The sequence below is a fragment of the Enterobacter sp. JBIWA008 genome (assembly GCF_019968765.1).
Taxonomy (GTDB): Bacteria; Pseudomonadota; Gammaproteobacteria; order Enterobacterales; family Enterobacteriaceae; genus Enterobacter.
The window spans coordinates 904,740-927,072 of sequence record NZ_CP074149.1 but is presented as its reverse complement, the minus strand read 5'-3'; the positions used below and the strand labels follow the sequence as shown (position 1 = coordinate 927,072).

The 22,333-nt window shown below is 52.7% G+C and carries 20 protein-coding genes, 3 tRNA genes, 3 rRNA genes and 1 pseudogene; 11 read left to right on the top strand and 16 right to left on the bottom strand.

The features are described 5' to 3' along the window. Positions 1–12: 12 nt before the first annotated feature. Entirely contained in the window at positions 13–771 is a 759-nt protein-coding gene (gene gloB / locus KGP24_RS04400) for a hydroxyacylglutathione hydrolase (RefSeq protein WP_223562488.1), read from the top strand. A 68-nt stretch (positions 772–839) separates the two neighbouring features. Continuing rightward, positions 840–2,204 carry a murein transglycosylase D gene (gene mltD / locus KGP24_RS04395; protein ID WP_032661729.1) on the top strand — a complete coding sequence of 455 codons (1,365 nt, stop codon included), beginning with the start codon at positions 840–842 and terminating at the stop codon, positions 2,202–2,204. 51 nt (positions 2,205–2,255) lie between these two features. Here mltD and KGP24_RS04390 read toward each other — a convergent pair whose 3' ends face one another. The 3 genes and pseudogenes from KGP24_RS04390 to KGP24_RS04380 all read right to left on the bottom strand — a co-directional run. After that, on the bottom strand, positions 2,256–3,029 hold the full coding sequence (locus tag KGP24_RS04390) for a class I SAM-dependent methyltransferase (protein ID WP_223562487.1): 774 nt from the start codon (positions 3,027–3,029) through the stop codon (positions 2,256–2,258). Between the two features lie 75 nt (positions 3,030–3,104). Next, the gene (locus tag KGP24_RS04385; RefSeq protein ID WP_223562486.1) at positions 3,105–3,905 is read right to left on the bottom strand and encodes an endonuclease/exonuclease/phosphatase family protein; all 801 of its coding nucleotides are present in this window, start codon (positions 3,903–3,905) and stop codon (positions 3,105–3,107) included. 158 nt (positions 3,906–4,063) lie between these two features. Then, positions 4,064–4,247 (bottom strand): annotated as a pseudogene (locus tag KGP24_RS04380) (MFS sugar transporter); the annotation flags it as partial. A gap of 104 nt (positions 4,248–4,351) precedes the next feature. On the opposite strand from KGP24_RS04380, the gene yafC reads away from it, so the two are divergent. Further along, complete coding sequence (yafC, locus tag KGP24_RS04375) at positions 4,352–5,257, top strand: DNA-binding transcriptional regulator YafC (protein WP_223562485.1); 906 nt, start codon at positions 4,352–4,354, stop codon at positions 5,255–5,257. Between the two features lie 29 nt (positions 5,258–5,286). Here the strand turns inward: yafC and dkgB are convergent, their stop codons facing one another. From dkgB to gmhB, 8 genes are all read right to left on the bottom strand, one after another. After that, positions 5,287–6,090, bottom strand: coding sequence for a 2,5-didehydrogluconate reductase DkgB (dkgB, locus tag KGP24_RS04370; protein ID WP_223562484.1), 804 nt, complete (start codon positions 6,088–6,090; stop codon positions 5,287–5,289). A gap of 160 nt (positions 6,091–6,250) precedes the next feature. Then, a tRNA-Asp gene (locus tag KGP24_RS04365) sits at positions 6,251–6,327 on the bottom strand. A 56-nt stretch (positions 6,328–6,383) separates the two neighbouring features. Further along, positions 6,384–6,499: ribosomal RNA gene (gene rrf / locus KGP24_RS04360) — 5S ribosomal RNA — on the bottom strand. Between the two features lie 69 nt (positions 6,500–6,568). Continuing rightward, a 23S ribosomal RNA gene (locus KGP24_RS04355) occupies positions 6,569–9,474 on the bottom strand. Positions 9,475–9,654: 180 nt separating this feature from the next. After that, positions 9,655–9,730 (bottom strand) — tRNA-Ala (locus KGP24_RS04350). A gap of 42 nt (positions 9,731–9,772) precedes the next feature. Continuing rightward, positions 9,773–9,849, bottom strand: a tRNA-Ile gene (locus tag KGP24_RS04345). A gap of 69 nt (positions 9,850–9,918) precedes the next feature. After that, positions 9,919–11,460: ribosomal RNA gene (locus KGP24_RS04340) — 16S ribosomal RNA — on the bottom strand. The 16S, 23S and 5S rRNA genes sit together here with 3 tRNA genes alongside, the layout of an rRNA operon. A 370-nt stretch (positions 11,461–11,830) precedes the next feature. Then, positions 11,831–12,397 (bottom strand): D-glycero-beta-D-manno-heptose 1,7-bisphosphate 7-phosphatase, encoded by a 567-nt coding sequence (gene gmhB / locus KGP24_RS04335; RefSeq protein WP_223562483.1) that lies wholly within the window; start codon positions 12,395–12,397, stop codon positions 11,831–11,833. Positions 12,398–12,585: 188 nt separating this feature from the next. Between gmhB and metN the strand changes: the two genes are divergently transcribed. From metN to proS, 6 genes are all read left to right on the top strand, one after another. Continuing rightward, positions 12,586–13,617: a methionine ABC transporter ATP-binding protein MetN gene (gene metN, locus KGP24_RS04330; RefSeq protein ID WP_023334590.1), complete on the top strand. Its 1,032-nt coding sequence runs from the start codon at positions 12,586–12,588 to the stop codon at positions 13,615–13,617. Beyond that, the gene (locus KGP24_RS04325; RefSeq protein ID WP_014168730.1) at positions 13,610–14,263 is read left to right on the top strand and encodes a methionine ABC transporter permease MetI; all 654 of its coding nucleotides are present in this window, start codon (positions 13,610–13,612) and stop codon (positions 14,261–14,263) included. The genes metN and KGP24_RS04325 overlap by 8 nt, the downstream gene beginning before the upstream one ends. A 40-nt stretch (positions 14,264–14,303) precedes the next feature. After that, positions 14,304–15,119: a methionine ABC transporter substrate-binding lipoprotein MetQ gene (gene metQ / locus KGP24_RS04320; protein ID WP_223562482.1), complete on the top strand. Its 816-nt coding sequence runs from the start codon at positions 14,304–14,306 to the stop codon at positions 15,117–15,119. A 106-nt stretch (positions 15,120–15,225) separates the two neighbouring features. Continuing rightward, positions 15,226–15,630, top strand: a complete 405-nt coding sequence (gene rcsF / locus KGP24_RS04315) for an Rcs stress response system protein RcsF (protein ID WP_008501883.1) — start codon at positions 15,226–15,228, stop codon at positions 15,628–15,630. Next, positions 15,627–16,334, top strand: coding sequence for a tRNA (N6-threonylcarbamoyladenosine(37)-N6)-methyltransferase TrmO (gene tsaA / locus KGP24_RS04310; protein ID WP_223562481.1), 708 nt, complete (start codon positions 15,627–15,629; stop codon positions 16,332–16,334). Before rcsF ends, tsaA begins: the two co-directional genes overlap by 4 nt. A 111-nt stretch (positions 16,335–16,445) precedes the next feature. After that, positions 16,446–18,164 carry a proline--tRNA ligase gene (gene proS, locus KGP24_RS04305; protein WP_223562480.1) on the top strand — a complete coding sequence of 573 codons (1,719 nt, stop codon included), beginning with the start codon at positions 16,446–16,448 and terminating at the stop codon, positions 18,162–18,164. Positions 18,165–18,211: 47 nt separating this feature from the next. Here the strand turns inward: proS and nlpE are convergent, their stop codons facing one another. From nlpE to KGP24_RS04290, 3 genes are read right to left on the bottom strand one after another with little or no spacing between them, the layout of a single operon-like run. Beyond that, complete coding sequence (gene nlpE, locus KGP24_RS04300; protein ID WP_223562479.1) at positions 18,212–18,910, bottom strand: envelope stress response activation lipoprotein NlpE; 699 nt, start codon at positions 18,908–18,910, stop codon at positions 18,212–18,214. Between the two features lie 34 nt (positions 18,911–18,944). Then, entirely contained in the window at positions 18,945–19,367 is a 423-nt protein-coding gene (gene arfB, locus KGP24_RS04295; protein WP_223563448.1) for an alternative ribosome rescue aminoacyl-tRNA hydrolase ArfB, read from the bottom strand. Next, the gene (locus tag KGP24_RS04290; protein WP_223562478.1) at positions 19,364–19,909 is read right to left on the bottom strand and encodes a YaeQ family protein; all 546 of its coding nucleotides are present in this window, start codon (positions 19,907–19,909) and stop codon (positions 19,364–19,366) included. The genes arfB and KGP24_RS04290 overlap by 4 nt, the downstream gene beginning before the upstream one ends. Positions 19,910–20,105: 196 nt before the next feature. Here KGP24_RS04290 and KGP24_RS04285 point away from each other — a divergent pair, with 196 nt between their 5' ends. Beyond that, complete coding sequence (locus KGP24_RS04285) at positions 20,106–20,306, top strand: YaeP family protein (RefSeq protein ID WP_032667327.1); 201 nt, start codon at positions 20,106–20,108, stop codon at positions 20,304–20,306. Beyond that, positions 20,293–20,556, top strand: coding sequence for a Rho-binding antiterminator (gene rof / locus KGP24_RS04280; protein ID WP_223562477.1), 264 nt, complete (start codon positions 20,293–20,295; stop codon positions 20,554–20,556). The genes KGP24_RS04285 and rof overlap by 14 nt, the downstream gene beginning before the upstream one ends. Before the next feature lie 28 nt (positions 20,557–20,584). Here rof and tilS read toward each other — a convergent pair whose 3' ends face one another. Then, positions 20,585–21,874: a tRNA lysidine(34) synthetase TilS gene (gene tilS, locus KGP24_RS04275; protein ID WP_223562476.1), complete on the bottom strand. Its 1,290-nt coding sequence runs from the start codon at positions 21,872–21,874 to the stop codon at positions 20,585–20,587. Between the two features lie 58 nt (positions 21,875–21,932). Beyond that, positions 21,933–22,322 carry a VOC family protein gene (locus KGP24_RS04270; RefSeq protein ID WP_148420151.1) on the bottom strand — a complete coding sequence of 130 codons (390 nt, stop codon included), beginning with the start codon at positions 22,320–22,322 and terminating at the stop codon, positions 21,933–21,935. Positions 22,323–22,333 lie beyond the last annotated feature (11 nt).

Below are 22,333 nucleotides of genomic sequence, written 5' to 3'. Positions count from 1 at the left end.
AAGAGGTAATGTATGAATCTTATCAGTATTTCTGCTTTTGAGGACAATTACATCTGGGTTTTGGTTGACGATGAACGTCGATGCGTCATTGTCGATCCCGGAGAATCCGCCCATGTACTGCGCGCCATAAAAGAGAACGGCTGGCATCCAGAAGCCATTCTGTTGACGCATCATCATAACGATCACACTGGCGGTGTACCTGAACTGCGCGCCCATTTTCCGCATCTTGTGGTTTATGGACCGGCAGAGGCACAAGATAAGGGAATCACGCATGTAGTCGAAGAAGGCGAAAATATCCTCATACGCGAGTGGGAGTTTTCCGTATTTGCCACACCAGGTCACACTTTGGGACATCTGTGTTTCTACAGTAAGCCTTATCTTTTTTGCGGCGATACGCTGTTCTCCGGAGGCTGCGGAAGACTGTTTGAAGGTACGCCAGCTCAAATGTACCAGTCTTTACAGAAGATTAACTCACTGCCCGACGAAACAATCATTTGTTGCGCCCATGAGTATACTTTAGGAAATATGAAGTTTTCAGTGAGCCTGTTACCCGAGGATCGGGCGATTCAGGATTATTATCACAAAGTGAAGGAGTTACGTGCAAAAAACCAAAAAACACTACCCGTAACTCTGAAAAAAGAGCGCCAAATTAATTTATTTTTACGAACGAATGATATTGATTTAATTAATAAAATTAACCAAGAAACAAATTTGCAACAACCAGAACAACGATTTGCATGGTTAAGGTCAAAGAAAGATAACTTCAGATAATTGCGGGTTGCCTTTTCAAAATTTCGCCGTTATCATCGCTCGTCTTTTAAGCAACTATTGACACACACATGAAGGCAAAAGCGATATTACTCGCCTCTGTCCTGCTTGTAGGTTGCCAGTCGCAGAACGGCAGCAACGTACAACAGCACGCACAGAGCCTTTCTGCAGCTGGTCAAGGGGAAGCAGGGAAGTTTGCAAGTTCGGCGCGCTGGATGGACGATGGAACATCTTACGCGCAGGATCAAGACTTGTGGACCTCTATTGGCGACGAGCTAAAGATGGGAATTCCGGAAAATCCCCGGATTCGCGAACAGAAACAGAAGTATTTAAGTAATAAGAGCTATCTCCACGATGTAACGTTACGGGCAGAGCCGTATATGTACTGGATAGCCGGGCAAGTTAAGAAACGTAACATGCCTATGGAGCTGGTACTCCTACCCATAGTGGAGAGCGCTTTTGACCCACACGCGACGTCTGGCGCCAATGCCGCAGGCATTTGGCAGATCATTCCGAGCACCGGGCGAAACTATGGTCTGAAACAGACCCGCAACTATGATGCGCGTCGTGATGTTGTCGCTTCAACGACAGCCGCTCTCGACATGATGCAACGTCTGAACAAGATGTTTGACGGCGACTGGCTGTTAACGGTCGCAGCGTATAACAGTGGCGAAGGTCGTGTACTGAAGGCAATGAAAGCGAATAAAGCACGGGGTAAATCCACCGATTTTTGGTCGCTCTCACTGCCACAGGAAACAAAGATTTACGTACCGAAAATGCTGGCATTGAGCGATATTCTCAAGAACAGCAAGCGTTACGGTGTACAACTGCCAACACCAGACGAAAGTCGTGCACTGGCGCGTGTTCGCCTCAGCAATCCGGTTGATATTCAACAGGTTGCTGATATGACGGGTATGTCGGTAAGTAAATTGAAAACCTTTAACGCTGGCGTTAAAGGCTCGACTCTGGGGGCAAGTGGTCCGCAGTATGTAATGGTTCCGCAGAAACATGCTGAGCAGTTACGCGAGTCTTTAGCTTCTGGTGAAATCGCCGCCGTTCAGTCAACGCTGATCGCGGATGCATCATCAGTCAACAGCCGCAGCTATAAGGTTCGTTCAGGTGATACGCTTTCGGGCATTGCGTCACGTCTTGGCGTGAATGCGAAAGATCTGCAGCAGTGGAATAATCTGCGCAGCTCCGGCCTGAAAGTGGGTCAGACTCTGACGGTAGGTGCAGGTAGCAGCGCACAGCGTCTCGCCAGCAACAGCGATAGCATTACCTATCGCGTTCGCAAGGGCGATTCACTGTCCAGTATCGCAAAACGGCACGGCGTAAACATCAAGGATGTGATGCGCTGGAACAATGATACTGACAATCTGAAACCTGGTGACCAGCTGACGCTGTTTGTGAAGAACAGCGCTACGCCAGACTCCTGATAGCACGATCGAAAGATAAAAAAGCACCGATTCCCCTCGGTGCTTTTTTGTTTATCCCGCTTTTTGCGCTTCAGCCATGATGGTATCGCTGGTAAACGATCCATCGTCCTGCAGTTCAAAGTATGCCTTTACCTCTGCAGACGCACTCTCCTGATACAGCCTGATCGCCTGGCTCAATGCTGCCGGGGTACGCATACGCGCGATCCACGAGCTGAACTCCAGCGGTAAGCGATCGGTAATTAACGCGCGCGCGATCAGCCCCGCTTCAGTGATAAATGACAACCACTCTCCGCTGGAGTAGTTTTGCACGTGCGAGGTATCGCGCAGCGCTTCTACCGTTTGCAGCCAGATATTGCGCACCGGGTGTCCAGGTGACATCACATCCATAATAATGAAGGTGCCGCCCGGCTTCAGAACACGTTTAACCTCGCGTAATGCCTGGCCGACATCATGCCAGTGGTGCGCGGAATAACGGCTGATCACCACCTCAAACGACGCATCATCAAAAGGTAAGGATTCGGCATAGCCCTGGCGCGTATCAATGTTGTCCAGCCCCTTCGCTTTCGCCGCCCCGGCAACGACGTCCAGCATCTGGCTGGATAAGTCATACGCGGTAACGTGCGAGACCTGCTGCGCAGCCGTAAAGCTGGCATGCCCTGCCCCGCAGCCTAAATCCAACACGTGCGCCTGCGGGAACGCCGCCAGACGTTCACCGAGACGCACCAGATCGCGGCCAGAAGCATGCACGGCGCTGCTCAGATAGGCACTTGCCTGTGAACCAAACTGTTTTTCTACGTTGTCATGATGGGAGTGTGTTGTTGTCATCGTACTGTCCTTTGTGAGTGAAAAATAAAGGGCAGCACCCGCGCAGGTCTGCCCCACGGCAGACCTGACACACCATTATTTATCAGGTTTGCCGGGACTGAATTCGACTAGTAGAGGGTTATGATCCGAGGCGCGCGTCACCAGAACAGAGGCGTCATGCACGCTCAAACCACGATAGAAGACAAAATCGAGAGGGCGACCAAAGGCTTTTTTGCGCTGGTCATCGCTAAAACGAACTTCACGCAGCGACATTTCGCGCGCAAAGCGATACAGCGCATTCATGCGCTGACGGCTCCAGGCATTGAAATCGCCGGCCATAATGATGGGCCCGCTGTGATGGGCAATCTGATCGCCGATCGGAAGTAGCTGCTTACTGTAGACATCCACGCCCAGACTGAAATTTACCGCATGGATATTCACGACCATCAGCATTCGGGTATCCGGCAGCGGATAGACCGTCACCAGCGCCGATTTCGCCAGTCGCAGGATAGGTTCACGTTCGCGCAGTGGACAGCAATAGACCGGATGTGCTGCTGAAAGAGTCATCACACCTGAAGGGTGCTGTGGCAGGACAAATGCAGGCACCTGGTCGGCGGCAAGATAGTTGGTGGTGGCAAACCGTACCAGCTCAGGGGTGGTTTGCGCCTCCTGGAGCAGAACCAGGTGGGCATCTTTTCCAAAATTCTTGAGTACTGATAACCACTCGGCACGCTGCTGCTTAAAAATATTCCACACCAGTACACGGATTTTTTCATCGCTGCTTAACGGTGTGCCGGCGGGTAATGCCTGGCTTATGCTCGCAAATGACCCCGGAGGCAAGATCCTCTCCGCGGGCATTCCGGCAACGTAACGCATGGCATAGGTATTTTTTCGCACTTTTGGAAACAGCCTCTGTAACATTAGAACCAGCCCGGAAACGGACTGGTTCTAATGTTATAGGGACTTTAGGTCATACTTTCAACGCAATTTCTGAGAAACCGCTTTCCAGTTTTGTAAGCAAGCGCTTACTGATGTTACCCCAGCGCGACGCGGGCTGGCGCCTGCCATGCCAGAATGTTACCGGCGGTGAACAGCACCATCAGCGCGACCAAGAGTTGCTTACGCGGAAAACGTCCTGTCAGGGCCGTCAGCAATGGTGGGAACCAGACCCACGATAACAAATTCGGTCGTGCCAATTGCGAAGGCACTGATCGTCAGGGCAAGTAGCGCCAGTGGCATAAAATACTCCGTATCATCAGGATTAAGATGACAGGCAGTATGCGCCAGTGCTTAAATAACAAAAATGGTCAAAATCTCAATAGAATTTTGCAGGTGGTGCAACAATGAAAGCAACATCGGAAGAGCTGACAATCTTTGTCGCCGTCGTTGAAAGCGGCAGCTTTAGCCGCGCGGCCGAACAGCTGGGTCAAGCTAACTCAGCCATCAGCCGTTCGGTAAAAAAACTGGAGATGAAGCTTGGAGTGAGTCTGCTCAACCGAACGACGCGGCAGCTGAGCCTGACGGAAGAAGGAGAGCGTTACTTCCGCCGCGTACAGTCGGTACTGCAGGAGATGGCCGCAGCGGAGACGGAGATTATGGAGACCCGCAGCACGCCACGTGGATTGCTGCGAATTGATGCGGCCACGCCGGTCGTGCTTCACTTTCTGATGCCGCTGATCAAACCTTTCCGCGAACGATACCCGGAGATGACGCTTTCTTTGGTCTCCTCAGAGACGTTTATTAACCTCATCGAGCGTAAAGTGGATGTGGCTATCCGGGCGGGAACCCTGACGGATTCAAGCTTGCGTGCCCGCCCTCTGTTTGCCAGCTACCGCAAAATCATTGCATCACCAGAGTATATTGCTGAGCATGGTAAACCGGAGACGGTTGAAGAATTGAAGCAGCATCTGTGCCTGGGCTTTACGGAGCCGGTGTCGCTAAACACATGGCCTGTCGCCTGTCATGATGGTCAACTTCATGAAATTACCTGCGGATTATCCTCAAACAGCGGGGAAACGCTGAAGCAGCTGTGTCTCGAAGGAAATGGTATCGCCTGCTTGTCCGACTATATGATTGACAAGGAGATAGCCCGGGGTGATCTGGTGGAGCTGATGGCCGATAAACGTCTGCCTGTAGAGATGCCTTTTAGCGCCGTGTATTACAGTGACAGAGCGGTAAGTACGCGCATTCGTGCCTTTATTGACTTCCTGAGTGAACATATAAAAACAGCTCCCGGAGGAGCTGTGTGAGGGTTCAGGTTACAGAGGGTGGGTCAGACTTAATCCCAGTTAGGGGCTAAACCTTCCGGGCTTACCAGGCGATCGTTGCACTCCAGGGCTGCGATCGCTTTCTTATCGTCAGCCTCCAGATGAAGATCCGTTGCTAACAGGTTGGTGGCCAGGTTTTCACGCTTAGTTGATGATGGGATCACGGCATAACCTTCACCCATTGCCCATGCCAGAATCACCTGCGCAGCAGTCGCGTTATGTTTCTCTGCGATACGCATAATCACTTCATCTTTCAGTGCCTTACCGTAGGCCAGCGTCATGTATGAGGTAATGTGGATACCGTGCTGTTTTGCCCAGTCTACGACTTTGCGGTTTTGCAGGTATGGAGACAGCTCGATCTGGTTGGTGGCAATATTTTCTGCGCCAACTGCGGAAATGGCTTTTTCCATCAGCGGAATGGTGAAGTTGGAGATCCCAATGTCGCGGGTTAAGCCCTGCTTTTTCGCTTCCAGCAGTGCCTGCATGAATTCTTCCACGGAGACGGCATCATTTGGTGATGGCCAGTGGATCAACGTCAGATCCACGTAGTCAGTACGCAGTTTTTTCAGGCTCTCTTTCAGGCTAGGGATCAGCTTGTCTTTGCTGAGATTATCAATCCAGATTTTCGTGGTAATGAACAGCTCATTACGCGGTACACCACTCTCTTCAAGAGCTTGTCCAACGGCAGCTTCGTTTTCATAGATCTGTGCCGTATCAACTGCGCGATAGCCCAGTTCGAGTGCGGTTTTAACTGATGCGATAACAACGTCGTCTTTCAGGCGGAAGGTGCCCAGACCAAATGCAGGGAGAGTCATACTATTCCTCAATCATTATGTTCGTAAACTGAGCAAGATTATCGCTGGCGGTGTTATAGAGAAAAAGATCTCAAAAAGCAGAGGATTTTTGCTAATTTCGCAATAATAAAACGTCAGATAAGAAAAAAGCCCTGAGCGTTAGCTCAGGGCTTTTAATAAGTGGCGGAACGGACGGGACTCGAACCCGCGACCCCCTGCGTGACAGGCAGGTATTCTAACCGACTGAACTACCGCTCCACCGAAGACTGCTTGTAACCACCGGATTCATGCACCGGCTTACTACTTAATTTGATGCCTGGCAGTTCCCTACTCTCGCATGGGGAGACCCCACACTACCATCGGCGCTACGGCGTTTCACTTCTGAGTTCGGCATGGGGTCAGGTGGGACCACCGCGCTAAAGCCGCCAGGCAAATTCTGTTAATCTGTATCAGGCTGAAAATCCTGTCTCTCTCACCGCCAAAACACCTTCGGCGTTGTAAGGTTAAGCCTCACGGTTCATTAGTATCGGTTAGCTCAACGCATCGCTGCGCTTACACACCCGACCTATCAACGTCGTAGTCTTCAACGTTCCTTCAGGACTCTCAGGGAGTCAGGGAGAACTCATCTCGGGGCAAGTTTCGTGCTTAGATGCTTTCAGCACTTATCTTTTCCGCATTTAGCTACCGGGCAGTGCCATTGGCATGACAACCCGAACACCAGTGATGCGTCCACTCCGGTCCTCTCGTACTAGGAGCAGCCCCCCTCAATTCTCCAGCGCCCACGGCAGATAGGGACCGAACTGTCTCACGACGTTCTAAACCCAGCTCGCGTACCACTTTAAATGGCGAACAGCCATACCCTTGGGACCTACTTCAGCCCCAGGATGTGATGAGCCGACATCGAGGTGCCAAACACCGCCGTCGATATGAACTCTTGGGCGGTATCAGCCTGTTATCCCCGGAGTACCTTTTATCCGTTGAGCGATGGCCCTTCCATTCAGAACCACCGGATCACTATGACCTGCTTTCGCACCTGCTCGAGCCGTCACTCTCGCAGTCAAGCTAGCTTATGCCATTGCACTAACCTCCTGATGTCCGACCAGGATTAGCTAACCTTCGTGCTCCTCCGTTACTCTTTGGGAGGAGACCGCCCCAGTCAAACTACCCACCAGACACTGTCCGCAACCCGGATCACGGGTCTACGTTAGAACACCAGCCATTAAAGGGTGGTATTTCAAGGATGGCTCCACGCAGACTGGCGTCCACGCTTCAAAGCCTCCCACCTATCCTACACATCAAGGACCAGTGTTCAGTGTCAAGCTATAGTAAAGGTTCACGGGGTCTTTCCGTCTTGCCGCGGGTACACTGCATCTTCACAGCGAGTTCAATTTCACTGAGTCTCGGGTGGAGACAGCCTGGCCATCATTACGCCATTCGTGCAGGTCGGAACTTACCCGACAAGGAATTTCGCTACCTTAGGACCGTTATAGTTACGGCCGCCGTTTACCGGGGCTTCGATCAAGAGCTTCGCGTTGCCGCTAACCCCATCAATTAACCTTCCGGCACCGGGCAGGCGTCACACCGTATACGTCCACTTTCGTGTTTGCACAGTGCTGTGTTTTTAATAAACAGTTGCAGCCAGCTGGTATCTTCGACTGATTTCAGCTCCACCCGCAGGGGCTTCACCTACATATCAGCGTGCCTTCTCCCGAAGTTACGGCACCATTTTGCCTAGTTCCTTCACCCGAGTTCTCTCAAGCGCCTTGGTATTCTCTACCTGACCACCTGTGTCGGTTTGGGGTACGATTTCGTGTTACCTGATGCTTAGAGGCTTTTCCTGGAAGCAGGGCATTTGTTACTTCAGCACCGTAGTGCCTCGTCATCACACCTCAGCGTTAATAAACGACCGGATTTACCTAATCGTTCCGCCTACATGCTTAAACCGGGACAACCGTCGCCCGGCTAACATAGCCTTCTCCGTCCCCCCTTCGCAGTAACACCAAGTACAGGAATATTAACCTGTTTCCCATCGACTACGCCTTTCGGCCTCGCCTTAGGGGTCGACTCACCCTGCCCCGATTAACGTTGGACAGGAACCCTTGGTCTTCCGGCGAGCGGGCTTTTCACCCGCTTTATCGTTACTTATGTCAGCATTCGCACTTCTGATACCTCCAGCATGCCTCACAGCACACCTTCAACGGCTTACAGAACGCTCCCCTACCCAACAACGCATAAGCGTCGCTGCCGCAGCTTCGGTGCATGGTTTAGCCCCGTTACATCTTCCGCGCAGGCCGACTCGACCAGTGAGCTATTACGCTTTCTTTAAATGATGGCTGCTTCTAAGCCAACATCCTGGCTGTCTGTGCCTTCCCACATCGTTTCCCACTTAACCATGACTTTGGGACCTTAGCTGGCGGTCTGGGTTGTTTCCCTCTTCACGACGGACGTTAGCACCCGCCGTGTGTCTCCCGTGATAACATTCTTCGGTATTCGTAGTTTGCATCGGGTTGGTAAGCCGGGATGGCCCCCTAGCCGAAACAGTGCTCTACCCCCGAAGATGAGTTCACGAGGCGCTACCTAAATAGCTTTCGGGGAGAACCAGCTATCTCCCGGTTTGATTGGCCTTTCACCCCCAGCCACAAGTCATCCGCTAATTTTTCAACATTAGTCGGTTCGGTCCTCCAGTTAGTGTTACCCAACCTTCAACCTGCCCATGGCTAGATCACCGGGTTTCGGGTCTATACCCTGCAACTTAACGCCCAGTTAAGACTCGGTTTCCCTTCGGCTCCCCTATACGGTTAACCTTGCTACAGAATATAAGTCGCTGACCCATTATACAAAAGGTACGCAGTCACACCACAAAGGTGCTCCCACTGCTTGTACGTACACGGTTTCAGGTTCTTTTTCACTCCCCTCGCCGGGGTTCTTTTCGCCTTTCCCTCACGGTACTGGTTCACTATCGGTCAGTCAGGAGTATTTAGCCTTGGAGGATGGTCCCCCCATATTCAGACAGGATACCACGTGTCCCGCCCTACTCTTCGAGTTCACAACCTGTGTGCTTTCGTGTACGGGACTGTCACCCTGTACCGTGCGACTTTCCAGACGCTTCCACTAACACACAAGCTGATTCAGACTCTGGGCTGCTCCCCGTTCGCTCGCCGCTACTGGGGGAATCTCGGTTGATTTCTTTTCCTCGGGGTACTTAGATGTTTCAGTTCCCCCGGTTCGCCTCGTTAACCTATGTATTCAGTTAACGATAGTGCAACGAATTGCACTGGGTTTCCCCATTCGGACATCGCCGGGTCAAAGGTTCATATCACCTCGCCGGCGCTTTTCGCAGATTAGCACGTCCTTCATCGCCTCTGACTGCCAGGGCATCCACCGTGTACGCTTAGTCGCTTAACCTCACAACCCGAAGATGTTTCTTTCGATTCATCATCGACTTGCGAAAATTTGAGAGACTCGAACACACATAACATGTGTGTCGTTTCAATTTTCAGCTTGATCCAGATTTTTAAAGAGCAAAACTTCGCAGTGCACCTTTTCAGGTTCACTCTGAAGTTTTCTTGTGTTTGCAGTAAAAGATGGTGGAGCTATGCGGGATCGAACCGCAGACCTCCTGCGTGCAAAGCAGGCGCTCTCCCAGCTGAGCTATAGCCCCATCGTTTATAATCTCTGTACCGCTCATCCTTTAAAAGGAGTTTGGTAGGCCTGAGTGGACTTGAACCACCGACCTCACCCTTATCAGGGGTGCGCTCTAACCACCTGAGCTACAAGCCTGCAGAGATTTTTACTGCTGTTTTTCATCAGACAATCTGTGTGAGCACTACAAAGGCAGGTTCTTTAAGGTAAGGAGGTGATCCAACCGCAGGTTCCCCTACGGTTACCTTGTTACGACTTCACCCCAGTCATGAATCACAAAGTGGTAAGCGCCCTCCCGAAGGTTAAGCTACCTACTTCTTTTGCAACCCACTCCCATGGTGTGACGGGCGGTGTGTACAAGGCCCGGGAACGTATTCACCGTAGCATTCTGATCTACGATTACTAGCGATTCCGACTTCATGGAGTCGAGTTGCAGACTCCAATCCGGACTACGACGCACTTTATGAGGTCCGCTTGCTCTCGCGAGGTCGCTTCTCTTTGTATGCGCCATTGTAGCACGTGTGTAGCCCTACTCGTAAGGGCCATGATGACTTGACGTCATCCCCACCTTCCTCCAGTTTATCACTGGCAGTCTCCTTTGAGTTCCCGGCCTAACCGCTGGCAACAAAGGATAAGGGTTGCGCTCGTTGCGGGACTTAACCCAACATTTCACAACACGAGCTGACGACAGCCATGCAGCACCTGTCTCAGAGTTCCCGAAGGCACCAATCCATCTCTGGAAAGTTCTCTGGATGTCAAGAGTAGGTAAGGTTCTTCGCGTTGCATCGAATTAAACCACATGCTCCACCGCTTGTGCGGGCCCCCGTCAATTCATTTGAGTTTTAACCTTGCGGCCGTACTCCCCAGGCGGTCGACTTAACGCGTTAGCTCCGGAAGCCACGCCTCAAGGGCACAACCTCCAAGTCGACATCGTTTACGGCGTGGACTACCAGGGTATCTAATCCTGTTTGCTCCCCACGCTTTCGCACCTGAGCGTCAGTCTTTGTCCAGGGGGCCGCCTTCGCCACCGGTATTCCTCCAGATCTCTACGCATTTCACCGCTACACCTGGAATTCTACCCCCCTCTACAAGACTCTAGCCTGCCAGTTTCGAATGCAGTTCCCAGGTTGAGCCCGGGGATTTCACATCCGACTTGACAGACCGCCTGCGTGCGCTTTACGCCCAGTAATTCCGATTAACGCTTGCACCCTCCGTATTACCGCGGCTGCTGGCACGGAGTTAGCCGGTGCTTCTTCTGCGGGTAACGTCAATTGCTGAGGTTATTAACCTCAACACCTTCCTCCCCGCTGAAAGTACTTTACAACCCGAAGGCCTTCTTCATACACGCGGCATGGCTGCATCAGGCTTGCGCCCATTGTGCAATATTCCCCACTGCTGCCTCCCGTAGGAGTCTGGACCGTGTCTCAGTTCCAGTGTGGCTGGTCATCCTCTCAGACCAGCTAGGGATCGTCGCCTAGGTGAGCCGTTACCCCACCTACTAGCTAATCCCATCTGGGCACATCTGATGGCAAGAGGCCCGAAGGTCCCCCTCTTTGGTCTTGCGACGTTATGCGGTATTAGCTACCGTTTCCAGTAGTTATCCCCCTCCATCAGGCAGTTTCCCAGACATTACTCACCCGTCCGCCGCTCGTCACCCGGAGAGCAAGCTCTCCTGTGCTACCGCTCGACTTGCATGTGTTAGGCCTGCCGCCAGCGTTCAATCTGAGCCATGATCAAACTCTTCAATTTAAGTTTGATGCTCGTGAATTAAACTTCGTAATGAATTACGTATGTTCACTCAGAGACTTGAGTATTCATTTTTCGTCTTGCGACGTTAAGAATCCATGTCACTTTGAGTGCCCACACAGATTGTCTGATAAATTGTTAAAGAGCAGTGCAACGCGGCTTTCGCTCACCGTTGCGAGGTGGCGTATATTACGCTTTCCTCTTTCAGAGTCAACCCGTTATTTCAGGATTTTTTCTCTTCAACCGAACCGCTTGTTGTGTGAAGTGATTCACATCCGCCGTGTCGATGGAGGCGCATTATAGGGGGCCGCCGAGGAATGACAAGCGGAAAAATGCATTTTTATTTCAACCGCTCATCTTTTCATCAAAAAAACTATTTTTGGCGCTTTTTAATTTCTTTTGGCAGTTCAGCCAGACTATTAATTACCCAATCCGCTGCATTTTCTGCTTCTGGCGTCACTGGCTTACCGGTGCGAACTAATATTTTGGTCCCTACACCCGCTGCGGCGGCTGCCTGCATATCTTCCAGTTTATCGCCCACCATATAAGAAGCGGCCATATCAATGTGCAGGAATTCCTGCGCAGAGATGAACATCCCCGGATGCGGCTTACGGCAATCACAGGTCTGACGATACTCTTCTACCGTTCCCTGCGGGTGATGCGGACAATAATAGATACCGTCGAGATCCACTCCGCGGTCGGCGAGCGACCAGTCCATCCATTCCGTCAGCGTTTCGAACTGCGCTTCGGTGAATTTACCGCGTGCAATACCGGACTGGTTCGTCACAACCACCAGCGCATAACCCATCTCTTTCAGCTGGCGCATGGCATCTATTACGCCCTCGATAAACTCGAACTCATCAATCTCATGGACATAACCGTGATCCACATTAATAGTGCCGTCACGATCGAGAAAAATTGCGGGTACTGATTTTGCCACCGGTTTGCTCCTGAAAAAGGCATGTTCAGCTAGTATCTCATGAATCGCAGCGCAATAAAGTGCTCATCGTACAGAGTTGGATTGATTTAGACGTCTGGATGCCTTAACATCCGTTTTGTTTACGGTCATCACCCGTATCTGGCAGAAGAAAATGCCACGGCTAACTTACATACGATAAAAATAATCTAATGATTAAACTTTCCAATATCACCAAAGTGTTCCAGCAGGGAAACCGAACCATTCAGGCGTTGAACAATGTCAGCCTGCATGTTCCTGCTGGTCAAATTTATGGCGTCATTGGCGCATCGGGTGCAGGTAAAAGTACGCTGATCCGTTGTGTTAACCTGCTTGAGCGCCCAACCCAGGGCAGCGTAGAAGTTGGTGGGCAGGAACTTACCGCCCTTTCAGAGAAAGAACTCACCAAAGCGCGTCGTCAGATTGGCATGATCTTCCAGCACTTTAACCTGCTGGCCTCCCGCACCGTGTTCGGCAACGTTGCCTTGCCGCTTGAACTGGATAACACGCCAAAAGAAGAAGTGAAGCGTCGCGTCACCGAACTGCTCGACCTCGTGGGTCTGGGCGATAAACATGATAGCTACCCGGCGAACCTGTCCGGAGGGCAGAAACAGCGAGTGGCCATTGCCCGCGCGCTGGCAAGCAATCCTAAGGTGCTGCTGTGCGATGAAGCGACCAGCGCACTGGATCCGGCAACCACGCGTTCGATTCTGGAACTGCTGAAAGACATTAACCGCCGCCTGGGCCTGACGATCCTCCTTATTACACATGAGATGGATGTGGTGAAACGAATCTGTGACTGCGTGGCGGTCATCAGCAACGGTGAGCTGATCGAGCAGGACACGGTAAGTGAAGTGTTCTCGCATCCGAAGACGCCGCTGGCACAGCAGTTCATCCAGTCCACGCTGCATCTGGACATTCCGGAAGATTATCTGGAGCGTTTGAAAACCGAACCCACAGCAGACAGCGTCCCGATGCTGCGCATGGAGTTCACCGGTCAGTCCGTTGACGCTCCCCTGCTTTCCGAAACCGCACGTCGCTTTAACGTGAACAACAACATCATCAGCGCGCAGATGGATTACGCCGGTGGCGTGAAGTTCGGCATCATGCTGACAGAAATGCACGGCACACAAGAAGAAACCCAGGCAGCGATTGCCTGGCTGCAAGAACACCATGTAAAAGTAGAGGTACTGGGTTATGTCTGAGCCGATGATGTGGCTGCTGGTTCGCGGCGTTTGGGAAACGCTGGCAATGACCTTTGTCTCTGGCTTCTTTGGTTTTGTGATTGGCCTGCCGGTCGGCGTATTGCTGTACGTGACGCGTCCGGGTCAAATCATTGAGAACGCGAAGCTGTACCGTACGCTCTCTGCGCTGGTGAACATCTTCCGTTCTATCCCCTTCATTATTCTGCTGGTGTGGATGATTCCTTTTACCCGCGTGATCGTCGGAACGTCAATTGGACTGCAGGCGGCCATTGTTCCGCTGACCGTGGGGGCTGCGCCGTTTATCGCCCGTATGGTAGAAAACGCCCTGCTGGAGATCCCAACCGGTTTGATCGAAGCCTCACGCGCAATGGGCGCAACGCCGATGCAGATCGTCCGCAAAGTCCTGCTCCCGGAAGCACTGCCAGGCCTGGTGAACGCAGCAACCATCACGCTCATCACGCTGGTCGGTTATTCCGCAATGGGTGGTGCAGTTGGCGCTGGCGGTTTAGGTCAGATTGGTTACCAGTACGGCTATATTGGATATAACGCTACCGTGATGAATACCGTTCTGGTATTGCTGGTTGTTCTGGTTTATTTAATCCAGTTCTCTGGCGATCGCATCGTCCGGACCGTTACTCACAAATAACGTTACACACAACACAAACTCTACGAGTTAAGGATAAAACATGGCGTTTAAATTAAAGACCTTTGCAGCAGTAGGCGCGCTGATCGGCTCTCTGGCACTGGTGGGTTGCGGTCAGGACGAAAAAGATCCAAACCACATTAAAGTGGGCGTTATCGTGGGCGCTGAACAACAGGTTGCAGAAGTTGCTCAGAAAGTAGCAAAAGAGAAGTATGGCCTGGACGTTGAGCTGGTGACTTTCAACGATTACGTTCTGCCGAACGAAGCGCTGAGCAAAGGCGATATTGACGCTAACGCCTTCCAGCATAAGCCATATCTGGATCAGCAGATCAAAGATCGTGGCTATAAACTGGTGGGTATCGGTAAGACCTTCGTTTATCCAATTGCCGGTTACTCTAAGAAAATTAAATCGCTGGAGGAACTGCAGCCGGGCTCTCAGGTTGCCGTGCCTAACGACCCAACCAACCTTGGTCGTTCCCTGCTGCTGCTGCAGAAAGTGGGCCTGATCAAACTGAAAGATGGTGTAGGCCTGCTGCCAACCGTTCTGGATGTCACCGAAAACCCGAAAAATCTGAAAATTGTTGAACTGGAAGCACCGCAGCTGCCACGTTCTCTGGACGATGCGCAGATTGCTCTGGCCGTGATCAACACCACTTACGCCAGTCAGATTGGCCTGACGCCAGCCAAAGACGGTATCTTCGTTGAAGATAAAGACTCTCCGTACGTTAACCTGATCGTGACTCGCGAAGACAACAAAGACGCGGAAAACGTGAAGAAATTCGTTCAGGCTTATCAGTCTGATGAAGTTTACCAGGAAGCCAACAAAGTGTTTAACGGCGGCGCTGTTAAAGGCTGGTAATCTCACCTCAGTGTAATATCATCAGGACGGGCTTATGCCCGTCTTGTCATTTGTGCAGTCTACTGATTCAATATCTGACGTTTTGATTATCCATTGAGGAAATATTATGCGTGCTTTACCGATCTGTCTTTTAGCACTCATGCTGAGCGGCTGTTCTATGCTAAGCAGATCTCCCGTTGAACCTGTTCAAAGCACGGCAACCCCGCCAAAAACCGAGCCTGCGAAACCGAAAGTGGTTCGCCCTGCGCCGGTTCGCATTATCACGAAAGCAGACGAACTCGTCGGTAAACCGTTCCGTGAACTGGGCGAAGTGAGTGGCGAATCCTGTCAGGCGACCAATCAGGACTCACCACCAAATATTCCGACAGCGCGTAAACGTATGCAGATTAATGCCGCAAAAATGAAAGCCAACGCGGTCCTGCTGCACAGTTGCGAAGTCACCAGCGGCACGCCGGGCTGCTACCGTCAGGCGGTTTGCATCGGTTCTGCTCTGAACATCACGGCGAAATGAGTGCATTTCAGTTCGAGCAGATAGGCGTTATCCACTCTCCTTATAAAGAGAAGTTCGCCGTCCCCCGCCAGCCCGGTCTTGTCACCAGCGGAAGCGGTGAGCTTCACCTGGTTGCGCCTTACAATCAGGCCGATGCGGTACGCGGACTCGAGGCTTTCAGCCATTTATGGGTGGTGTTCGTGTTTCACCAGACGATGGAAGGCGGCTGGCGTCCGACCGTGCGCCCTCCTCGTCTTGGCGGAAATGCGAGAATGGGCGTGTTTGCGACGCGCTCGACCTTCCGCCCAAACCCGGTTGGAATGTCGCTGGTTGAACTGAAAGGCATACGTTGCCAGAAAGATCAGGTGATACTGGAGTTAGGTAGCCTGGATCTGGTAGACGGCACGCCGGTAATCGACATCAAACCCTATTTGCCCTTCGCCGAAGCCCTGCCGGACGCGCGTGCAAGCTATGCTCAGGACGCACCGCAGGCTGACATGCCTGTTTATTTTACGCCTGAGATAATCGCGCAGCTCGGTCAACTGGAGAAACGCTATCCTCGCTTACGGGATTTCATCACTGAAGTTCTGGCACAGGACCCTCGTCCGGCCTACCGTAAAGAAGAGGAAGCAGGAAAAATGTACGCCGTCTGGCTGATCGATTTTAACGTTCGCTGGCGCGTCACGGGGGCAGGTTTTGAAGTGTTTGCCCTTGAACCCAGGTAATTTTAACCTCCTCTCTTTTGGCATCTTTGCCACACTGGTAAACTAAACCACTTTTTTGTGTCAGGTTGGCCTTTCAGCCAGCCCTACTCGTCGAAACGGAACCGTAACAACATGCGTACTAGCCAATATCTGCTCTCCACTTTAAAGGAGACACCTGCCGACGCCGAAGTGATCAGCCATCAGCTGATGCTGCGCGCCGGGATGATCCGCAAGCTGGCCTCAGGGTTATACACCTGGCTGCCGACCGGCGTGCGCGTCCTGAAAAAAGTCGAAAACATCGTGCGTGAAGAGATGAACAACGCCGGTGCTATCGAGGTGTTAATGCCGGTCGTTCAACCTTCTGAACTGTGGCAGGAGAGCGGTCGCTGGGAGCAGTATGGTCCAGAACTGCTGCGCATTGCCGATCGCGGCGATCGTCCGTTTGTCCTTGGCCCAACGCATGAAGAAGTCATTACCGATCTGATCCGTAATGAGCTGAGCTCATACAAACAGCTGCCGCTGAACTTCTTCCAGATCCAGACCAAATTCCGTGACGAAGTACGTCCACGCTTTGGCGTCATGCGTTCTCGCGAATTCCTGATGAAAGACGCCTACTCTTTCCATACTTCTCAGGAATCGCTGCAAGAGACTTACGACGCCATGTACGCGGCGTACAGCAAAATCTTCTCCCGCATGGGTCTGGATTTCCGTGCGGTACAGGCTGATACCGGCTCCATCGGCGGTAGCGCATCCCATGAGTTCCAGGTACTGGCACAGAGCGGTGAAGACGATGTGATCTTCTCTGACTCTTCAGACTACGCGGCGAACATCGAGTTTGCAGAAGCTCTGGCACCAAAAGAGCCACGCGGCGCGGCAACCGAAGAGATGAAGCTGGTTGATACGCCAAACGCGAAAACCATCGCCGAGCTGGTTGAGCAGTTCAATCTGCCTGTTGAGAAAACCGTAAAAACGCTGCTGGTGAAATCCACCGAAGGCAGTGAATACCCGCTGGTTGCCCTGCTGGTGCGTGGCGATCATGAGCTGAACGAAGTGAAAGCCGAGAAGCTGCCTCAGGTAGCCAGCCCGCTGACGTTCGCAACGGAAGCGGAAATCCGCGCCGTGGTCAATGCGGGTCCAGGTTCACTGGGTCCAGTCAATCTGCCGGTGCCAGTTGTTATTGACCGCACGGTTGCTGCAATGAGCGACTTCTCTGCAGGTGCTAACATCGACGGCAAACATTACTTCGGCATCAACTGGGATCGCGACGTAGCGACGCCGGAAGTGGCAGACATCCGTAACGTGGTTGCAGGCGATCCAAGCCCGGACGGTCAGGGTACCCTGATGATTAAGCGCGGCATCGAAGTCGGTCATATCTTCCAGCTGGGTGATAAATACTCTCGCGCGCTGAACGCCGCTGTTCAGGGTGAGGATGGCCGTAACCAGATCCTGACTATGGGTTGCTACGGTATCGGGGTGACGCGCGTGGTGGCTGCGGCGATTGAGCAGAACTACGACGAGCGCGGCATCGTCTGGCCGGACAATATTGCGCCGTTCCAGGTGGCCATTCTGCCAATGAACATGCACAAGTCTTACCGCGTGCAGGAGCTGGCCGAGAAGCTGTATGCCGAGCTGCGCGCTCAGGGTATCGAAGTGCTGATGGATGACCGTAAAGAGCGTCCAGGCGTGATGTTTGCCGATATGGAACTGATCGGTATCCCGCACACCATCGTCATCGGCGACCGCAACCTCGACAGCGATGAGATTGAATACAAATACCGTCGCAGCGGCGAAAAACAGATGATCAAGACCGGCGACATTCTTGATTACCTGGTGAAAGCCATCAAAGGCTAAATAAAAAACCCCGCTCAGGCGGGGTTTTTTAATGGCTCAGCGTTAGCTTATTTACTGTTACAGTCTTTACCCGCGACAAACTTCGCGTCTTTATCTGCCACCAGCGTTTTCACCATCTCTCCGCTATCCGGGTTTGGCTCCAATGTAAAATGACCGTCAACCGTCAGCAATACCGGCTTGCTGTCATTGCCGCGTGCCACAGCGTAATCGCGTTCAAGCTGCGCATTGTTTGCCACGCTGACCTTCCTACCGGTAGCGCAGTCGGTAAAGATCGCCGCATCCGCCATATAGAAGTACATCCCCCGCATTGCCATCGGCGTTGCGGGCAGGGCCGCTTTCACCGGGGCCAGCGTGTAGTTGAACTGGGATTCAATCGGATTACCTTCGCGGTCAAGCATCTCCATCCCCCCGCCTTTGGCGCGGAAAAAGGTTTTCTCACCGGAGGTATCCGTCAGGACCAGCTTCTCCGCCGTACGCGCCCATGTTCCATAAGTCGCAAAAGAAGAAGGCTCTTTAGCGCCCTGATAGCGCTGATTCATTACCCAGGTGCCATCTTTTTGCAGGAACAGAGACGTTTCAATACCTTCGCAGTCCGCGCAAGGCAATACGCCGCGCCAGCTTTGCTGCATCGGTTTTAATTCTTCCGTTTGCGTGGGTTGTAAAACCTGCGTTTCGGAGCGGTTGTTACACCCAAAAAGCGCAAACAGCGTACTCACTGCCAGCGCTGACCATAATGCTTTTTTCACAATGAATTCCTTATGAAAAGTGTGTTCCCTTTCGTCACTCTGTCGGGCGACGAACTTTACCGCGTAGTGCTTTCACTGTGGATTTTTGGGCCTTCGAGGACAACCGACGCTCTTTCGATGCGCGGGTTGGCCGCGTTGCCCGGCGGCTTTTTTGTACTGTCGTTAACTCTTTGATGACAGCCACCAGCCTGGCTATCGCCGCTTCCCGATTGAGCTCCTGGCTGCGGTATTCCTGAGCTTTGATCACAATAACACCATCGCTGGTGATCAGGTGATGGCTGGCGGCAAGCAGGCTTTCCTTATAATACTCTGGCAGGCTTGAGGCCCGAATGTCAAAACGCAAATGGATAGCCGTCGATGCCTTGTTGACGTGCTGCCCGCCTGCACCCTGCGCACGAATGGCGGTGATATCCAGCTCGCTGTCAGGAATGCTGACGTTTCGGGACAAGGCGATCATGACGCGGGTTGCCACGCCGTTAAATGAATTTCCAGATTATTCTGAGAATCAGAGAGCCAGATGGCGCCATCCTGAATCGTCGCCTGCAAAACCATGGTCCGGCTGGCAAATTCGCTCAACTGCGCCAGCTGCTCATCATCCAGATACCAGACCGTAAGATTTTTAAACTGTCCGCACTTGCTCTTGTTTTGCTGCCACCAAATATCCGCAGCGCGCTGATTATACGCGAATAAGGCCACTTCAGCGGACTGGGTGCAGGCCTTTTTAATTCTACGCTCGTCCGGCAGGCCGAGTTCGATCCACAAATCGATACCCAGATGATCGTTGCGTAGCCAGGCTTCAGGCTCGTCTTCGGCGCTTAACCCACGGGTGAACTGCAGGCGCTCGTCGGCATACTTAATCCACGCCAGCAGGCGCAGCATCATGCGCTCCTGGGTTTCGGAGGGGTGGCGTGCCAGCGTAAGCGACGCGTCGAGGAACTGGTTGCGATCCAGATCGGCCACATTGACCACTGCTTTATAAATTGTCGCTTTCAGCGCCATGAGAGAACTCCATTCGAATCAGGCGCACATTGTAGCGAAAACCGCGGCAAAAGGCTGTTACAGGGTGTTAAATACACCGCTATCAAGGCTCTGATATTGCTTAAATGAGTATGGTATAGTCACCTTGCTAAACCGAGTTTATCTTCGTAGGCTTAATGATATCTCACAGTAAGTCAGTGCGCTGGCGGGAGGGGATGTGAATAATTATTGTGAGTTAATTCGCAAACGGTATGCGGAAATCGCCAGCGGAGATCTGGGGTATGTCCCGGACGCGTTGGGCTGTGTATTGAAAGTGCTTAATGAAGTGGCCTCTGATGAGGGCCTTTCAGAGTCGGTCAGGGAAAAAGCAGCGTATGCTGCAGCGAATTTACTGGTGAGCGATTATGTCGATGAATGATACTTATCAACCTATCAATTGTGATGACTATGACAACCTCGAACTCGCCTGCCAGCATCATTTATTACTGACGCTGGAGCTAAAAGATGGCGAAGTGTTGAAGGCGAAAGCCAGCGATCTGGTTTCACGGAAGAATGTGGAATATCTGATAGTGGAAGAAGACGCCGGTGCGACGCGTGAGCTGCGTCTGGACAAAATAGCCAGCTTCAGCCACCCGCAAATCGGCACCGTCGTGGTGAGCGAATCCTGATGACACTAACGGGCAGCCAGGCTGCCCGTTACGCTTTCTGCCACTCAAAACGAACACCCTCTTCTGACCACCCCTCTTCCGTGATGAAAACCCCTGCCGCAGCGATAAGCGTTTCACCGTAGAACAGTAGCGGCGTGGTGTCGCGCAGCCACGGCGGCACGTTACACTCTTGCCATATTTTCTTCAGCTTCCGTCCCCCGTTGCGCCCGACGATATGCAGCATGCCGCCAGCCTTAAAGCGCACGGTGACCGGTTCACCGGGCTTCGGCAGCCGCACATGACCAGACGACAGGAGAGAGACGCGTCCTGCCTCACAGGGCAATATCAGCGGTGCGTCAGGAGAAAGCCAGTCGAGCACCACATCGGTCAGTGAGGGCATGGATTTTATCCACCAGAGTTCTCCTTTATAGCGTCTAACCTCAAAACCGTTCAGATGGACGCACGGGGAAGCATCATCCCGTGCCAGTGCGACTTCGTCCCAGATACGGCTCAGCATTGTCCGCGACGGCATCGCAGCGCGATGAAAGGCCAGCCAGCGTCGTAACAGCGCGGCGCGACGTACCGGGCTCATTGCTTTCATCGGTGCGATCGCCAGCGCTCCGTCGGCAGAAATGAGTCCAGCCAGCTCGTCGCTCAACAGCTCATCCAGCAGCGATTCCTGTTCGGCGCACAGCATGGCGCTTCTTGCCGTCGCGTCGGCGAAATGCGGCCAGCGCTCGCCTAAAAGCGGAAGGACGCGCAGACGCAGGAAGTTCCGGTCATAGCCGTCATCCTGGTTACTCTCATCTTCGATCCAGTTCAGCTGATGTTCTCGCGCCCAGGCTTCCAGTGAGGAACGCGTCTCGCCAAGCAGCGGACGGAGTAACATTGTGTCGGCAAATTCAGAACGCGCCGGCATAGCAGAAAGCCCCGCCGGGCCGCTGCCCCGCTTAAGCGCCAGCAGAAAGGTTTCACACTGATCGTCCAGATGCTGTGCCGTGACCAGCGCTTCTCCAGTACGTAATACCCCGGCAAACGCGGCATAGCGGGCTTTACGCGCCTGCGCCTCGATGCCTAGCCCTTCCTCCGCAAGCGTGACGCGCTCAACGATGAGCGGGATCGCCCAGGCCGCACACAAAGCCTCACAGTGCTCCACCCACGCATCTGCGTGAGGGCTTAATCCGTGGTGAATATGCATCGCCCGAAGCTGGACGTCAGGTTCCCGATCGCGCCAGCGCTTAAGGCGATGCAGCAACACGGTAGAATCCAGGCCACCGCTAAACCCCACCAGCAGCTGGCGGTACGGTGAAACGGCTTGTGCGATAGCGGGTAAGGTCATAGGAGATTACACATAAAAAATGCCCGAACTGAGCGGGCATTATCACACAGGACAACCATTACTGCTGATAAAGCTCAAGCGGCAGGCCGTCAGGGTCGTTGAAAAAGGTAAAACGCTTGTCGGTGAACGGATCGACGCGAATCGCTTCGCACGCCACGCCGTGCGCTTCCAGATGTTTTACTGCGCTATCCAGGTCATCGACGCTAAAGGCAAGATGACGCAGGCCACAGGCTTCCGGGCGGGACGGACGCGCAGGCGGAAAAGGAAAAGAGAACAGCTCAATCACATATTGCCCGTTTAACGCCAGGTCGCCCTTCCAGGAGTCTCGCTCCTCGCGGTAGGCCTCGCTCATGAGCGTAAAGCCCAGGATGTCGCAGTAGAAGGCCTTACTTTTCGCGTAATCTGTCGCAATAATCGCAATATGATGAACCTGTTTTAAACCCAGCATAGCTTCTCCTT

Excerpts from the sequence above, each read along its gene's own strand:
- gloB (WP_223562488.1), top strand. The coding sequence starts at position 13 with ATGAATCTTATCAGTATTTCTGCTTTTGAGGACAATTACATCTGGGTT.
- KGP24_RS04270 (WP_148420151.1), bottom strand. The coding sequence starts at position 22,322 with ATGCTGGGTTTAAAACAGGTTCATCATATTGCGATTATTGCGACAGAT.
- metQ (WP_223562482.1), top strand. The coding sequence starts at position 14,304 with ATGGCGTTTAAATTAAAGACCTTTGCAGCAGTAGGCGCGCTGATCGGC.
- proS (WP_223562480.1), top strand. The coding sequence starts at position 16,446 with ATGCGTACTAGCCAATATCTGCTCTCCACTTTAAAGGAGACACCTGCC.
- rcsF (WP_008501883.1), top strand. The coding sequence starts at position 15,226 with ATGCGTGCTTTACCGATCTGTCTTTTAGCACTCATGCTGAGCGGCTGT.
- KGP24_RS04290 (WP_223562478.1), bottom strand. The coding sequence starts at position 19,909 with ATGGCGCTGAAAGCGACAATTTATAAAGCAGTGGTCAATGTGGCCGAT.
- tsaA (WP_223562481.1), top strand. The coding sequence starts at position 15,627 with ATGAGTGCATTTCAGTTCGAGCAGATAGGCGTTATCCACTCTCCTTAT.
- mltD (WP_032661729.1), top strand. The coding sequence starts at position 840 with ATGAAGGCAAAAGCGATATTACTCGCCTCTGTCCTGCTTGTAGGTTGC.
- arfB (WP_223563448.1), bottom strand. The coding sequence starts at position 19,367 with ATGATCGCCTTGTCCCGAAACGTCAGCATTCCTGACAGCGAGCTGGAT.
- KGP24_RS04325 (WP_014168730.1), top strand. The coding sequence starts at position 13,610 with ATGTCTGAGCCGATGATGTGGCTGCTGGTTCGCGGCGTTTGGGAAACG.
- yafC (WP_223562485.1), top strand. The coding sequence starts at position 4,352 with ATGAAAGCAACATCGGAAGAGCTGACAATCTTTGTCGCCGTCGTTGAA.
- KGP24_RS04390 (WP_223562487.1), bottom strand. The coding sequence starts at position 3,029 with ATGACAACAACACACTCCCATCATGACAACGTAGAAAAACAGTTTGGT.
- dkgB (WP_223562484.1), bottom strand. The coding sequence starts at position 6,090 with ATGACTCTCCCTGCATTTGGTCTGGGCACCTTCCGCCTGAAAGACGAC.
- metN (WP_023334590.1), top strand. The coding sequence starts at position 12,586 with ATGATTAAACTTTCCAATATCACCAAAGTGTTCCAGCAGGGAAACCGA.
- tilS (WP_223562476.1), bottom strand. The coding sequence starts at position 21,874 with ATGACCTTACCCGCTATCGCACAAGCCGTTTCACCGTACCGCCAGCTG.
- rof (WP_223562477.1), top strand. The coding sequence starts at position 20,293 with ATGTCGATGAATGATACTTATCAACCTATCAATTGTGATGACTATGAC.